The sequence below is a fragment of the Flavobacterium sp. CR10 genome (genome assembly GCF_055814415.1).
Genome location: NZ_CP185985.1, coordinates 964615 through 983016, shown reverse-complemented (window position 1 = coordinate 983016; position 18402 = coordinate 964615). Strand labels below are relative to the sequence as shown.

The window sequence follows — 18402 nt, the reverse complement described above, 5'->3', positions numbered from 1 at the left end:
ATACAAATTTTTTTATTCACTAACGCCCCTTAGAGGATAAAATGTAAGTAAACAAAAAGAAGATTATGAGAAAGCCTACTAACGTAAGATTGATTTTATTGACTTTGTTTTTATTGCAAAGTTGTCTAATGCTTGCACAAAATCATGTACCTTTTACTCCAAGGTTTGATACGAGTATTAGAGGAGATATGATGCTTATTGGTAATAGTATTGTTAATAGAGATAACGGTAAAGCCAAAGAGTATGCAAACGATGCTTTTACGGGAACTACAGATAATAATTCAGAGAACATGCAATATATTGATATTGATAATGATCCTGATACCTTTAGTTCAAGTTCTGCAACTTTAAAGGTGCCGGATGCGAGTAGAGCTTGTTATAATATTGTGTATGCTGGATTGTATTGGTCCGGTGTTTATACACAAGCTTCTTTAGATAACAAATCAGTAATTCGTAGTGAATTAGGTAATATAAAGTTTAAGCTTGCTAACGAAACAACTTATAATAATATTACTGGAACGGTAATTTATGATTATTACACTGGTAATCCTAAGACAACAAATGGTGACCAAATACCATATGCTTATTACTATAACGTAACAGACTTATTAAAAGCTTCAAAAAATCCTGAAGGAGAATATACTGTAGCAAATATTAATTCTGCTCGCGGTAGACTAAGCAATGGAGGATATGCCGCAGGATGGTCCTTGTTTGTTATTTATGAAGATCCAAACTCAAGTGCAAAATATATTACGGCTTATGATGGGTTTAGCTGGATTAAAGCTAACGGTACTCCTTTGACTTATTCAGTTTCAGGCTTTAAAACCATTCCAACAGGTAATGTAAAAGTAAAATTAGCTTTTGCAGCTTTAGAAGGTGATGCAAATACGCCGAATGATACTTATTCTGTTAATGGTACACAGGTTTACACAACCGAGCGTAAAAAAGACAATTTCTTTTGTAGTGTTATTAATGATCTTAATGGGATTAATCTCCAAAGAAATCCAGCCAGTACAAATACACTTGGGTTTGATGCAGGTATTATCAATTTGAATAATGCCGATAATAAAATTATTGCAAATAACAGTACAAGTGCTAATTTAAGGCTAACCACCAGTGGAGATGGTTATGGTGTTTATTTTAATGCTTTTAACGTAGAAGTTATAGCTCCTCAAATTGCACTGACCAAAATTGTAAAAGATACAGACGGAAAGGATATCGGAGGAAAGAATGTGACTCTTGGTCAGGAATTGCGTTATGAAATTAGTATTCAAAACAAAGGTAATGACGATGCAACTTCTTTAATTATTACCGACCAGTTGCCAATAAACGTTATTTTTAATCAGAAAAATGACTTGCTTCCTTTACCAGATGGAATAATAGTTAAAACACCTTATGACCCAGTTACTAGAAAAATTGTTTTTGAGGTAACAGATCCTAAATTAATAACAAAGAATAATCCTACCGTAAGTACTATTGCTTTCAAGGTGCAGGTAGTTCCTGATTGTCATTCACTAAGTGAGGCTTGTTCTAACAGTATCGATAACCAGGCTTTTGCTACTTACAAAGGAAAAGAAAATACCAATTTTTCTATCGATGAGAGAGATCCTCAAGGAAGTGTTAATTCGACAGAAGGATGTGCTGTAACACCAAAAGCTACAAACTTTTTAGTAGGTGTAGACGGTTGCCAATATACAGAGAATGTCACTTTATGTACAGATAGTGTTGATCTTATTCCAGCGAAGGGATACGATAAATATACATGGTATAGTGATCCTCAAATGACAATTAAAATAGGCGAAGGAAATCCATTTAATGTGACCAAAGAAGGAACATATTATGTGTATAACTTGGCACAAGCACCATGTAGATCTATCTCTCAATCTTTTGTGGTAACTCGTTTCAAAAGTACAAGTACAAATCCTGTGATACCTTTTGCAAGTGAAGTCTTAACTTGTGCCGATACTGGTCAACCATTTCCAAACATTTATTTGTGCGGTGGTAATGATAAAAAAGAAATAAAAACTAGTATCACGGATGCTTCCAGCATAGTGTGGGAACGTTTTATTGAAGGTAGCTGTACTGTATCAACAGGGAAAAATTGTCCGAACGAAGCATTGGCAAGTACTGGAAATCCGAGTGAACTTTGTAAATGGGAAGAAGTAGGAAGAGGTGCTGATTATATAGCAAATGCAAAAGGAAGATACAGATTAACCGTTACTTATAAAGGCGGAGTTTGTTTCAATCGTTTTTATTTTGATGTTTATCAAAACCCATTAACTCCAAAAGAAAAACATACTGATATTATTTGTTCTACAAATGGTAGTATTACTGTTGAAGATGTTCCAGCTGGATATGAGTATGCAATAAGCAAAGATCCTAATGGACCTATCGGAGCATATCAGTCAAGTAATATATTTCCAATAAGTACTGAAGGTTCTTATACTATACATGTTAGACAAACTAATGTTACTACTTTTCCATGTGATTTTACAATTGAAAAGATTCTTATAAGAAAACTAGATGTTGATGTTCAGAAAGTAATAACACAACCTCTTTGTGCGGGTGATAAAGGTAGTTTAGAAGTTGCAGCAAATAATGCCAACCCAAATTATACTTTTGTTATCAAACAAGGCAGTACAACAGTTCAAAGTGTAGGACCTGCTTCTAAAAATAGTGCAAAATTTGATTTACTTCCAGGCGACTATGTACTTACCGTAACGACAGATGATGGTTGTACTAATGTAAGTGATGTAAAAATAACTGCACCAGATGAACTTACTGCGACTTATGATGTAAAATCACTAACAGCATGTTCAGATGGAGAAATTACAATAAATGCTAAAGGCGGTACTGCACCTTATTCTTACTCTATAAACGGGCAACCGTACGTTTCTGAGAATAAAATCACGGTTAAAGACCCAGGAGGTAACTACAGCATTATAGTTACTGACAGTAATGATTGTAGCTATACAATTCCGACATTTTCAGTAAATCCTATTGCTAAACCAACAGTTACTATAAATTCGAAAAATTTAAGCTGTTATAATGCTAAAGAAGGAGAAATTTCGATAACAGTTACTCCTGCAAATTCTGGTTATACTGTTTCTTATAGTATTGCTGGAGTTGCTGGCGGTGCATATACATCTTTGCCAACAACAGGTTTACCAGCTGGAAATTATAAAGTTACTGTAAAGTATACAATTAACGGAGTAGATTGTACTGACCCAGAAAAAAATATTACGATCACAGGACCATCAGCTACGCTAAGTGCTTCTGCAGGTGTTGCTGAATTATCAGGTTGTGGCCCGACAGGGAATACTAAACAGGGTATGGTGAGAATTACCAATCCTCAAGGTGGTGTGCCTTTTCCTGCACCAGATTTGTACCGATATAGTTTTGACGGTGGAATTACTTACATTAAAGAGAATTTTGCTTACATAAACCCAAGCACATCTCCTATCACATTATATATTAAAGATGCGGCTGGATGTATTTTCCCAATGTCAGGTATTATTTTAGAAGAAAAACCTGCTGATCCAATATTTAGTGAGCCTGTTTTAACTTATAATTGTAAAGGACAAGGTACAGCTACAGTAACGGTAAATGCCGATGCAAATCCAAACTATAGCTATTCTTACTATTTAGGTAAACCAGATCCGGCAAACCCTTCTAATTACATTTATACTTTAAATACAAATTCTCCGGCTAATATCTTTAAAGATATTCCGGTTGGAGATTATAAAATTAAAGTAGAGTACAATTTAGTATCTGCTCCAACTTTTAGTAATTTATTAAAAGAAGATTTTGGAAGCGGACCACCAACAACAGCACCCGGAATTGCAGCTGCTTATTGTTTTAATGACCAGAGAACAACGAAACCTTTTACTTGTTTGGATCCTTACGGAGTTCCTAGTCAATCTGTTGAAGATAATCAATATTCTGTAGCGAGTTTCTTCTGGAGAGGAGACGACCCAAATAGTAATAATTCTGGAGCTTGGTTCCACTATAAAGATCATACTACAAACCCAAATAATTTAGATAACACAGGAGATCCTGAGGGTAGATATTTATTAGTAAATGTTGGGAATGCTGCTGGAAAATATGGTATTTTATATAGTAAACCAATTGTAGATGTTATACCTAATCAGGATGTAATTGTAGATTTTTACGTAGGTAATTTGTTAATGCCAACCTACAACAGTGCTGCGCCAATTATTAGAATTGAATTAATTGATTCTAAAGGTAATGTAGTAGCGAGAGATGATACAGGTGAAATTGCGCCTGGTTTTAATCATCCTGATAGAAAAAAATGGGTTCCGATTAGCATTAAATTAAATCCTGGACCAAATACCAATTTAACTTTTGTGGTACGTTCAGGAAGTGAAGTATTTAATGGAAACGATTTAGTTATCGACGATATTTGGGTGCGTCAGTTGCCAAAATCATGTTTGCAGGATAAGATTTTAAATCTACAAGTTAAAAGCGGACAAGAATTTTCTGCAGAGGTAGTAGGTGTGAACGGAGTTAAATGTAAAGGAGATAAAAACGGTACTTTCAGTATTGTAGCTAAAAACTTCGATACTGTAAATGGTTTCTATTATACTTTAAATGGAAATGCCACTAATCCAACTTGGGTAAAATCTACGACTTCTCCAGTTACCTTTAATGATAAGGGTGAAGGAACATATAATATTAAAGTACGTTTTGCAAATAATGCATCTTCTTGTAGTTTCGATATTCCAACTACAATTACGTCGCCAGCAGCATTTGTAGTAAATGCAAGTGCATCGGCTGCTACGTGTAAAGGGGCAACTGTAACAGCAACTGTTGCAGGAGGAACTCCAGATTATGTGGTTACACTTAAAGATAAAAATTCGTCATATATAAAAACATTCCCAACTACGACTTGGAAAATAGATGATGTTCCTGCTGGAACTTACATCGTTTCGGGTACCGATGCAAATGGATGTAACGTTGCGATGAATAAAGACTTGGTTATTAGTGCACCAAGTAAACCAACGGCATCAATAGTTTCTAATGTAGGATTGTGTTTTGATGGTAGCAATGCTACTATTAGAGTTAGTGTATCTGGCGGTCTTAAGCCTTATACTTATCAAGTAAGTACTGATGGAGGTGTAACATACAGTAATCCAAGTTCAACTTTTAACGGGCCAACTTTTGATTATATCGCTAAAGGAACAGGTACATACCAATTTTTAATTTTAGATGATAATAAATGTGATGCGATTACAGCAAGTCAAACTATTAATAAAGCGATCACAGCGAAAGCTGATATTAGTGTTCCATTATCTTGTAAAACAGGTACTGCTGCAAATGCTACTATAGATGTTACTATAGATGGCGGAACAGCACCTTATACTTATACTGTTACAAATAAAGGAACAGGTGTGGTACTAGTAAATAATGGTACTACTGCTGGTCCAACATTTTCTTATTCTGCTACAACAGCTGCGACTTATGTATTTGCTATTAAAGACAAAAACGGTTGTCCTATTACTGTAGAAAAAGAAGTGCTTGCTAAAGTTGCAGTTACTGCTAGTCACTCTGTAAATCCAGTTACTTGTTTTGGCAAAGGAGATGGTTATGTTGATATTACGCCACAAAATGGTGTTGCACCATTTAAGATCCAATTTAATGGTACAGGAGCTTTTACAACAGTAACGACATCACCTGTTCGTTACGGTTCATTAGCAGGTTCTGTTGGTGCTGGTACTAAATATACTTATATTGTTGAAGATGCCTTAGGATGTCAACAGCAATATACATTCTATGTAATTCAACCAGCTGCTGTTACACTTACAGCTTCTATTACAACGCCTTACAATTGTACCACTAATGCGGCTACTATTACAGCAAGCGCAGGTAACGGAAACGGTGGCTTTACTTATGTATTAAAAAATACAACTACTGGCACTACTATAGAAACTAATACTACTGGTATATTTAATAATTTAACTATTGCAGGAACTTATGAAGTAACAGCAACAGACAGTAAATCATGTCCAATAACAAAAGTTGCTGGAACTATTAATGCGTTGAATCCTCCAAAAGGAATGACACTTACACCAACGGCGGTTAAATGTCCAAGCAACACAACAGATGTAACGATTACAAATGTTGTTAATGCTTCTGGAGTTGTTTTACCTACGGCTGGTTTAGAATATAGAATAAAACTTCCTGTACCTCCAGGTACTTCTACTTACCAAACTAGTAATACTTTTACTGGATTGGCAGCAGGTAAAACATATACTTTTGAAGTTAGAGATGCTAATTTCTGTGTGTATGAACAAATACTTGATGTACCTTCATTACCGGTATTCACAGTATCTTCTACATCTAAGAATGATATTAGTTGTTCTACTTCAACTGATGGTTCTGCTATCTTTACAGTTACAGGATTAGGAAACAATGTTGCCTATAGTTATAAAGTAGATGCTTTAGCACCAGTTAATGGAATATCTCCTGCAGCGGGAAGTTCATTTGAAATTCCTGTATCAAATTTAAGTGCAGGGCTTCATACAATTGTAGTAACAAACACGGATACAACTTGTAAACAATCTCAAACAGTTACGATTGCGGCTCCATCTGCTGCATTGGTGTTAAATCCATCAACATTAGAACACGTAACTTGTGATAATAAAGGAAAAGCGACAATTAATGTAGTCGGAGGTTGGGGAACTTATGAATATACAGTTACACCTACTTCTCCAGCAGGGTCAGCAATTACGAAAACAATGAATGTATTTTCTAATTTAAATGCTGGTGCTTATTCTGTTTCTGTAAAAGATTTAAAAGGTTGTATTGTAACGGGAACTTTTACAATTAATGATAAAGTTAATCCAACTGCAAGCATTGATCTTACAAACTCAGATTTCTGTGTAACAGGTAATGGAGCAAAAATTGTAGTATCGCCTAATAGTGCTCCTAATTATATGTACAAATTAGATAACGGTACAGCTCAAAACAATGGAACTTTTACAGGAGTAACTCCTGGAATTAGCCATACTATTAGAGTTATAGATACCTCTACAGGATGTTATACTGATTTAACTGTGCCAACAATTAATGCACCAATATCAGCGAAATTAAATCCTTTAGTAAAAGATTTAACTTGTGATGCTACAAACCCAAATGCAATTATTGAAGTTTCTATAAAAGATGGTTATCCAGATTATAGCTACAGAGTAAATACAAATGGAGGTGGATTTACCGGCCCTAATATTCCAGTAGGAGCTGGTGCGACTACATTTACGTACCAAACAACTACAGGTGCTGCGGCTGCAACTTATGAATTTGAAATTTTTGACAGTAAAGGATGTAGAACTACAGTAACGCAAAATATCGCGGCTAGAGTATCTCCAACAGCTACTGCTACACCAACAAATCCTACTTGTTATAATGGAAACAATGGTTCTATTACGGTAAATGCTAGTTTAGGTTTACCTCCATATACTTATGAAGTTTCGACAGTTTCTTCTACAGGACCATTTACTGCTATGACTAGCAAGACATATGCTAATGCTACGGCTGGAGATTACTGGTTTAGAGTTACTGATGCTAAAAAGTGTCAGTTTGTAACGGCAAAAACGACTGTTTCAAATCCGCCACAATTAACTGCTAAAGCCGAAGTTAGCGTACCATTAACTTGTGGACCAGCAAATGCTACACAAGCTGCTACTATTACAGTTACGGTAATATTGCCAGGAACACCATATAGTGGAACTGATAAATACAGATATAGTTTCAATGGTGTTTTACCAGCAGGAACATCAAATACCTACACGACTAGCACTTCTGGTCCAGTTACAGTTGATGTATTTGATGCAAATAATTGCCCTTATAGAATTCCGGTTTCACCAGTGGTTAATACGTTGAATCCGCCATCAAATATGGCTTTTTCGCAAGCTAATCTTATCTCTTGTAAGGCTACAGAACTAGATACAGATTTAACAGTATCTTATACAGGAGGTGTAGGACCATTCAAAGTTGAAATTACATCAACTGATGCAGTTCCTGCTCCAGCAGTTGCTGTTGCAACTGGTGTAACTGCTCAGTCTTATGTATTTAAAGATTTAGCTCCAGGTAACTACTCTTTTAAAGTTACAGATGCTAATAAATGTACAACGACTGGCGATTACAAAATTGAAAAAGTTGAATTACCGATTGCCAACGGTTCAGTGATTTCAAATGTAATTTGTAAAGGGGCGTCAGATGGTAAGCTTAGTTTTACAGTTTCTGGTAATGTAGGTGCAACGTATACTTACGAACTAAGAAACAGTTTAAATGCACTTGTACCAATTGCTCAATCTACAAAAACAGGAAATGTTATTGATTATGTTGGGCTATCTGCAGATACTTATACATTTAAAGTTACAAACTCAACAACTACTTGTTCTGCAACAAAAGTTCTTGAAGTTAAGGAGCCTGCACAGCCATTGGTTCTTTTAGCACCATCAATTACACCTATTACTTGTTCTCCAAATAATGGTAAAATAGTTATTAATACAACAGGAGGATGGGGTAACAATAGATATACGTTAACTCAGCCTGATGGAACTGTAGTTGGACCTCAAGCAAATTCAACTTTTGCCAATATTACTCAGTCAGGTACTTATGGTATTTCTGTTACAGATTTGAATGGAAACGGATGTACTGTTACAGATACATTTACTGTTAGTGCAAAAGTATTGCCAAGTGCGAGTATCGATTTAACAGCCTCAGATTTATGTTATGATTCAGTTGGTAAAGCGACAATTGTAGTTACACCTACAGTTGTGTCTCCAACCTACAGATACAATATTAATGATGGTACATATCAAGTTAGTGGTACATTCCCTAATTTGGAGCCAGGAAACTATATTGTTAAAGTAAAAGATATGGCAACGGGTTGTATTTTACCATTGTCAGCAGTATATATTGAATCTGAATTGAAATTCAATGCTACTTTAAGTAAATCAGCAAACTGTCTTACTCAGAATACCGAGATAAATGGTATTGTTTCAGGAGGAAAACTTAATTATTCTTATACTGTAACTAAAAATGGAGTATTAGATCCAACAGTTATACCAGTAACAGGTACAACGTTTACTTATATAGATCCTGTAGATCCTCCACAAGTTGGAAATACAACTTATGTATTTACTCTAACGGATTCATCAGATGCTAAATGTAGCCTGACCTCTACCGTTATTGTAGGGCCAAGAACAGATCCTGATTTTACATTAACTCCTAATTCAACTATTTTATGTAACGGAGATGCAACGGGTTCTATCACGGTAACAATTGACAAGACTAAAGGAGCAGCTCCTTATACGATCTCTGTTTACAATACGACTACTTCAACTTCTTATGGTACAAAAACTACTGGTCTTCCAGCTGGTGATTATACAGTAAGAGTGACTGACGATAAAGGTTGTTATATTGAGAAAACGACAACTATTAATCAGCCAAAGAAAATTGATTTCGATACAGATGTTAAGCCTATGACTTGTGATTCTAGCGGTAGTGGAATTTCTTACGGATCTATTACAGTTAAGAATTTTACAGGAGGTTCAAGTGATACAGCTCCATTAGGACCATTTACGTATACTTTGACAAATAATGTTGGAGATCCAACACAAGTTGCGCCGCATGCAATCTCAGATGTTAGAGGAGATTATACTTTTAATATTTTAAATTTTGGTATTTATCAATTAACGGTTTCTGATAAAAATGGTTGTTCTATTACCAAAACAATCTCAATGGCATCAAAACCAGAAGATTTAAAAATTGAGGTTAAAGCAGGAACAGAATCATGTACAACAGCAAGTCTTATTGTGACTGTAAATACAGCGATTGTTGGTGGGCCATATCATTTTGCCCTATATCCGATAAATTCAGCGTCTACGCCGCCATATAAATACGCGGATAATATGGGATCTTACCAAGATGCAGATTCAACTAATCCGGCAGATCCGAGATTTACACAGTCTACTTTCAATGGTTTACTTCCAGGCGTTACCTATTCATTTATCGTTTATGATGAAACGACAGAGTGTTATTTCTTTAAACAAGCGGAAGCTCCGACATTGACGTCATCTACTTTAAAAACTAATGTAACACCTGCTAATGTAACTTGTCAAGGGGCTAAAGATGGAAATGTGTCATTCACGTTTACTGGCACACAACCAACAACAACAGCAGTTAAATACGATGTTTACAATTCGCAAAGTAATACACTAGTGATTCCTTCAGTTGGTGGCATTGTGACATTACCAAGTAATTCGGCAACCAATGTAGGACCACTGGTTCCAGGGACATATTATATCTTATTTACAGAATTGGATAATACTTCAACTGTAGTTTGTATGAATACGTCTAAAACTTTTACAATCAGTGAATCAGTTGTTCCTTTAACATTAACGGTTAGTTCTCCTAAAAATGATAATTGTGGAAATGACCAAGGTATAGTTGAAGCTTTTGGAAAAGGAGGAACGGTTACAAGAGTAGTTGTTGATCCATCAGATCCTACAAAAACTATAACGGTACCAGCTCCTTATTTATATCAAATTTTCGCTGATACAGGTGTTGCTGGTGTAATCGATGGTTCAGATAAACCTGTGACCGATGCTGCGCTTTCTGCTTCTTTTGATCCAGCTCTTCATACAAGTAGTACTTTTAATAAAGAATGGGGTCACTATTTAGTTTATGTAAAAGACGCAAACGGTTGTATCCAGGTAGAGTTTGTTGAAGTGAAATTAGATCCAACTCCTGTAATTACAGCTGTGGTAAACAGTGCTTGTGCTGCCGAAGATTCTTTTGTAATCGATGTTAATATGACAACATTTGGTATTGCTCCATATACTTACAGTTTAGATGGTCTTGATTTTATGCCAATGCCTTCAACATCATTTTCTATACCTAATCTTCATTCAGGAAATCATACTGTAGAAGTTAGAGATTTTAATGGTTGCGGTAATAAAGTAACATTAAACCCTATTGCTGTACCTTTAAATATAACAGCTAAATTTACTACGGAGCCTACATGTAGGGATACTGACGGTACAATTACTGCTGTTGTAACTGGTGGATTTACACCAACTAATTTTGAATACACTTTAAAAAATAATACAGTAGTAGCTCCAGATGTAGTACAAAATAACAATCCAGTATTTGTAGGTCAAGCAGCGGGTAATTATACCGTGACGGTAAGAGATTTAAACACAAGCTGTACTAAATCAGTTGTTGTTGATTTACTTGTTCCAACTCTTGTAGATTTAGTTCCAGGTGATATCACGACAACTCCAGTAGATTGTAATGGTACACAAGGAACAAATGATAACGGAACTCTTACAGTTAATTTAAGAGCGGTTAATGACAACCCGGATTATAAATTTATCTTGACGCCTGTTTTACCTGCAGGGCCTGCTATTACACAGGTTAATAATAATTATTTTACAGGTTTAACGGCAGGAGATTATACGGTTAAAGTTATTTCTTCTAGAGGTTGCGAATTTGAGGTACCTGCTAATGTACCTGCTCCAAGTGCGGTTTATGCAACTGCTACTGCAACACCATTTAGTTGTGTAGTTGACCCTACTAAAACTACAGTTGTTGTCGCTGCGGCGGGTGGTACAGGAACTGGAACATTTACTTTCAGTAAAGATGGTACTAATTATTTTACAAGTAATAGCATACCTTCAGACGATAAATACACATTTGAATTGTCTGAAAACGGAAGTGTCCAAAATCCTAGCTATTGGGTAAAAGATGCTAATGGATGTGTTTACAAAACAAATGGTTTAGTTACGCCATTAGACCCACTACCAAAATTAATTTCAGCTACAGCTAAAAGATCTCCTTTAGCAGGATCTCAAATTGATTGTCAAAACGGTAGAGAAGTAATTCAAATCGATGTAGTTGGAGGATCAACTCCAGCTGATTTCAAATACGAAGTTTCGATTGATGGAACCGGTTATGTAGTTCTGACAAATTCATTTGGAACACCATTTACTTACAACGCTACAACAGCGGGTAGTAAATACCAGTTTAGAATTACTGATAATGTAACAAGTTGTCAGATTTTATCTAATATTTATGAGGTTCCCGTATTCGATCTTATTAGCGTAACAGCTACTACGGTTTCTGATGTAAAATGTATATCAGATAATAACGGAACTATCCAAATTAACATCGCTGGTTACTCAGGTGCATATGATTATCAAATTTTTGATGGTGCAACTGCGGTAGTTGGAGCAAGTGGTTCTCATGATACTGCTACTTCAAATCCATTTGTTATTCCTTTCGGATTACCTGCAGGAAATAATTACACCGTGCATATTCAAGAGACAGGCCATCCAAAATGTCCTTCGATTTCAAATGCAGTAATTATCAAAGAACCAGCGGCTGCATTAGCTTTAAATCCATTAGTTGTTACACCATTAGGTTGTACTACTTTGGGAGCTGTGGTAGTAAGTGCTAAAGATGGTTGGGGTGATTACACCTATTCGTTAACTCAGCCAGATTTAACAGTTGTAACAAATAAAGATGGTAAGTTTGATAATCTTAACCAAGTAGGGCCTGCAGGATCTTATAAAGTTTCTGTAAAAGACGCTAATGGTTGTGAGGTAACCGATTCATTTAATTTAAGTACACCGGTTCCTCCTACAGCTACTATTGACCCTGCAACAGATTATTGTTATACAGCTGCTGACAAAGCAACTATTGTTGTAATTGCTTCATCTACATCGCCTTTCGCATTGCCAACAGATACTTATGATTATAGTATTGATGGTGGTCAGACATGGCAAATTAATAACAATACATTTGTTAATTTAACTCCTGGAGATTATACATTTACAGTTAGAGATAAATTTGGATGTACGGGTACTACTGCAATTACTACAATTGAATCGCAGCTTTATGCTTCGACAGAAATTAAAAAAGAAATTTTCTGTGTGGCTCCTGTTGCAGGAACAATTAGAGTAAAAGCATCTGGTGGATATGCACCTTACAGCTACACTGTAGCCATAAATGGTGGTGCACCTTCTGCTCCAATTACATTTGTAAACGGAACATATTCTGATTATACAGTTGTTTCGCCTATTACAAGTACATACGATTTTGTAGTGTATGATGCTCATAGCTGTCCTATGCCAGCGGGATCTGTGATTATGAAAGCGCCTACTGCAGTTACGTTTACTGCAACACCAACGTCTCCTTACTGTTCAGGAACTCAAGGAAATGTTGATAATGGCTCTATCTTATTCACTTTACCGACAAGTAATGATAACCCACCATACACATACACTGTTCAACGTACGGCACCTACTCTTGGTTTAGTATTAACACAAGTAAACAATCCGTTGTTTACAGGATTAAGTGCTGGTACTTATGCAGTAAATGTTATATCTGACAGAATGTGTGATAATCCAACAAGCGTTGTGATTAATCCTCCAGTTGCAGTTGAAGCTGAAGCTAAGGCTACACCATTCACTTGTACAGGAACAAATATTAATGAAACAATTGTTACCGTTACAGGTAAATATGGCGCAGGGCCAAATTATACTTATAGTAATAACGGAACAAATTGGGGAACAGACAATACATTTGTCGTAATTGATAATGAATCTGCACAAACTCTAACATATTATGTTAAAGATGCAAACGGCTGTATTGATGACGTTCAGATTACAATAGATCCATTCCCTAAATTGCAAAAAGCTACTGTTACACAAGGAACAAAAGCAGCTTGTAACAATGCAGGTGAAGTTATTGATGTTGTAATCAATGGTGGAGCAAGTCCAGCTAACTTCCAATACGAAGTATATCAGGATGGCGTTTTATTAAGTGGTGGTCCATATGCTGTGACTGGAAATACATTTAGTTATACAGCTCCAACTGTTGGTCATTTCTATCAGTTTAAAATAACTGACTTGACAACATCATGTTTTATTACTACTGATCCTTATGAAGTACCGGTATTCAATACTGCTAAAGTTATTGCAAATGCTTCTTCGTCAGTTTCTTGTAATGGTTTAAGCGATGGTAAAATAACATTTAACATTGTTGATTATAGCGGTCCATATACGTATCAGGTTTACAACAATGGAGTAGCGGTTACAGGTGCTTCTGGATCTGGAGCTACTGCAACGGCAAATCCGTTTACAATTCCTTTCGGACTTTCAGTGGGCGCTAAGTACACAGTTGTAATTACTGAAACTGGATATCCGTATTGTGATATTACATCTGCTGATGTAAACATCACTGAACCGCCAGTATTAGATTTAACAACTATGACTGTTACAGTTAAAAACCAAAATTGTTGGACAGCCGGAGCAGTTATTACTGCTGATGCTTCTACAATTGTAGGTGGAACTCCTGGATCAGGATTTACATTTGCTTTCGTACCAGCAGGAACAGTTCCAACAGCTGGTCAATATTCATCTGCAAACACTATAACAATTGCAACTACTAAAGTAGCACCATTGTTTGATTCGTATGATGTTTATGTTAAAGACGGTAACGGTTGTCCTAAGTTTAAAACAGTAAATATTTCATTAGATCCAAAACCTGCAATTACAAATGTTACAGTTGCAAGCCAATGTTATAGTGCTTCAGGTTATAGAATCGATGTTACTGCAAATGGTGTTGGTACTCTAGAATATAGTTTGGATGGAGTACAATTCCAAGGAGATAATTTCTTTACAGTTACTGCTGCAGGAAATTATACTGTAACTGTAAGAGATGCTAATAAGTGTACAACAACAGCTTCGGCTCCAGTAATAATTTATGAGCCTCTTGCAGTACGTTCAGAGGTGACAAAAATATCAACTTGTAGAGCTGCCGATGGTACAATAACTTTATTCGCTTCTGGCGGTAAAGTACCAAATCCAAGTTATGTTTACACAAAAGATAACTGGGTAAATACAAGTACAAGTTCTGTATTTACAGGATTAGCTCCTGGAACTTACACCTTTAGAGTAAGAGATGTTAATACAAATTGTGAGATAGAGATTAAAGAAACAATAGATATTCCAACAGATGTTACAGGAATCGTTGCAACAGCAACTCCTACATCTTGTAATGGATATGCAGATGGAAGTATCTCGGTAACAATCGGAGCATCAAACAATAATCCTAAATACATGTACAGTCTTTCTGGACCTGTAATTAGACCAGCTCAAGAAAGCCCGATTTTCAATGACTTACCATTTGGTAGTTACGTTGTAACGGTAATTTCTGGAAGAGGATGTTCTGCAACTGCACCAGCTACAGTTGGTCAACCAGCGCTAATAGTTGTGGATCAGCCAGCGGTTACACAATATATTTGTTCTTCAGGAACAAATAATGCAGGAAACGCTACAATTGTTGTAGCTCCAGGTTCTGTAAGAGGTGGTTCAAATGATTATATCAGATATGAATTCATCAGAAATGGAGTTCAGGTGCAAAATGATGATAGAAACACTTATACTGAATCAGATTATTTAGGAGGTGATTATATCGTAAATGTATTTGATTCTAATGGATGTAAGGGTACATATGCTACGGTTACAATCGATCCTTATATCGGTATAGCTGATCTGAAAATTGATGTTACACCGATTGATTGTAAAAATGACGAAGCGATTCAGGTAACTGCAATTGCTACGACAGGAACATTGCCAACTTTAACTTATACTATTATTGGAATAGATGGTAATACATACCCACTTACATCAAGTGTAAACGGATCATGGACTAATTTGAAAGTAGGTAATTATAAAATTGTAGTTACTAACCCAATAACAGGATGTAGTATCGAAAGATTCCATATTGTTAATGAGCCAAATACATTCAAATTTGTAGCTTCTGAAATTAAGAACCTTACTTGCTATAGTGATGAAGATGGAGCAATTACATTAACATTAGTTGATAATATTCCAACTCCAAAAGATGATGCAGGTAGATTTAGTTATGTGATTACACATGAATCAGGATCAGTTATAAATGGAGCAACCACAACAACAGAATTAAAACTTTCGAATCTGAAAAGAGGTAAGTATACTGTTGTTGCAACATTGCTAGGTTCTCCTTTCTGTGACGTTCAAACTGAATTTAGCATTGATGGTCCAGCTACAGAATTAGAAATTCTAGCGTCTAAAAAAGACATTACTTGTATTTCAACTAGTGATGATGGAGAAATCCGTATAAGCGCTCAAGGCGGATGGTCAGGTGATTATTTATATAAATTAGATGGTCCGGTTACGGTAGATTTTTCTGCTCAAAACATATTCACAGGATTAAAAGCAGGATTGTATACGGTTTCTGTTAAAGATGCTGGTGGTTGTGTTGATACTGATCAAGTTAGATTGACAGTTCCTACGCCAATAGTGGTTACAGCTTCATCAGACAAAACATTATTATTATGTAATGGAGATTTAAGCGCTACTATTACAGTAACTGCTGTTACAGGTGGCCAAGGAAGTAATTATTTATATACTTTAAATACTACTTCAGTTACTCCTGTAAGATCTTCAGGACCTCAGAATACACCTTCATTTGCTGGTTTAGGTGCAGGAACTTATACGATTACTGTAACTGACGGATTTAATTGCGTTGGGGAGTCAGCTCCTATAACAATTACTGAGCCTTCTGAAGTTAAACCAAGTTTGGCTGAAACTAGAAAAATGACTTGTCTTACACAGACTCAACTTACTTTAAGCGCTATGGGCGGTACACCTCCTTACACTTATAGTAGTGATGATGTAACGTATTCAACAGTTCCATTTACAAGTTCTGTTTCGTTTGATGTTACTCCAGGCGTATACAAGTACTATGTGAAGGATGCTAACGGATGTGTTGATTTTGTTTCTAATGAAATTACAATTAACCCTCTTGAACCGTTGTTAGCTAATTTAGATATAGAACACGCAGTAGTATTATGTCGTGACGAACCAACTGGAGTAATTGTAGCAAATGCTTCAGGCGGATTAGGAAACTACGAATACACATTGTTAGACGGTGCTGGTAACATACTGAAAGGACCACAGTCAGAAGGTAGATTTGATAAGCTTTTAGCTGGTGATTATCAAGTAGTGGTGAAAAGTGGTGATTGTCAAACTTTACCTGAGAATGTTACTATTAATCAGCCACAAGAAGCTTTCTCAGCTGAATTTATCCCAACTGCAGTAAAATGTTTTGGTGGTAATGATGGACAAATTGTAGTAAATGGTAAAGGCGGAACAGGAAGCTATAAATATTCTATTTCACCAAGAAATGATCAATTCTTTGACAGTAACATTTTTGAGAAATTAAAAGCTGGTTTCTATACAGTTATAGCAACAGACGAACATGGATGTTATGATAGTGAAGTAGTTGAGGTTAAACAGCCTTTGGCACCACTTTCAGTTGTTGAAACTCCTGGAATGACGAAGCCAGAAGAATGTGCTGGAGAACTTAATGGTGCATTTACAATTGACATTGCAGGCGGTACACCTCCTTATATGGTTAGTTTAAATGATATTAATGGTACGTATATACCGGTTAACGGAACACAACATACATTTGCAAATCTTGCAGGAGGTACTTATACAGTGTTTGTGAAAGATGGCGGAAACTGTCCTCAAGAAGTAGAAGTAGACGTACCATTGCCAGTAACGCTTAATCCTACTATTGCAGTAAATTATGATTGTGTGAACAATGCTCAATCAAACATGGTTGTGGTAACAATAGATCCGTCAAACACAGATCCAACACTAATAAAGTATGCTCTAGATAATGGAACTTTCCAACCTGGTAATATTTTTACAGACGTTGCTGCCGGGCCTCATTACGTTACAGTAAAACATGAAAACGGATGTGAGGTAACAACAGATTTATTTGAAGTAGATGCAGTTGCAGAGTTAAATGCAGTAGATTTAACAAACCAAAGCAAAGACATCAATACAATTGTTGTTCAAGGAGTTGGTGGTGTTGCCCCTTACGAGTACAGCTTCAATGGTGAATTATTCTCATCATCTAATAGCTATAGAATCTACAAAACAGGAGATTATGTAGTGATTGTGAGAGATAAAAATGGTTGTGAGAAAACAATAACAGTTCATGGTACATTCTATGACTTCTGTATGCCAAACTACTTTACACCAAATGGTGACGGACAAAATGATACAATTGGTCCAGATTGTGGTGCATTAGCATACAAAGAGTTAACGTTCGATATTTATGATAGATATGGTAGAGTAGTAGCGAAATACCGTGTTAATGGAAAATGGGACGGAAGATATCATGGAGACGAATTACCAACAGGAGATTACTGGTATGTTCTTAAACTGAATGATCCGAAAGATCCAAGAGAGTTTGTTGGACATTTCACATTATACAGATAACAAAATTATAGCCCCAATGATGTTATCTAAAAAA

The 18402-nt window shown here is 36.0% G+C and carries 1 protein-coding gene; it reads left to right on the top strand.

Annotation, left to right across the window (positions count from 1 at the left end):
- The first annotated feature begins 65 nt into the window (after positions 1-65).
- Positions 66-18368: a T9SS type B sorting domain-containing protein gene (locus ACNRYB_RS04495; RefSeq protein ID WP_473729360.1), complete on the top strand. Its 18303-nt coding sequence runs from the start codon at positions 66-68 to the stop codon at positions 18366-18368.
- The last annotated feature ends 34 nt before the right edge of the window (positions 18369-18402 follow it).

Bases quoted from the DNA above. Each gene is read 5' to 3' on its own strand.
- ACNRYB_RS04495 (WP_473729360.1), top strand. From the start codon at position 66: ATGAGAAAGCCTACTAACGTAAGATTGATTTTATTGACTTTGTTTTTA.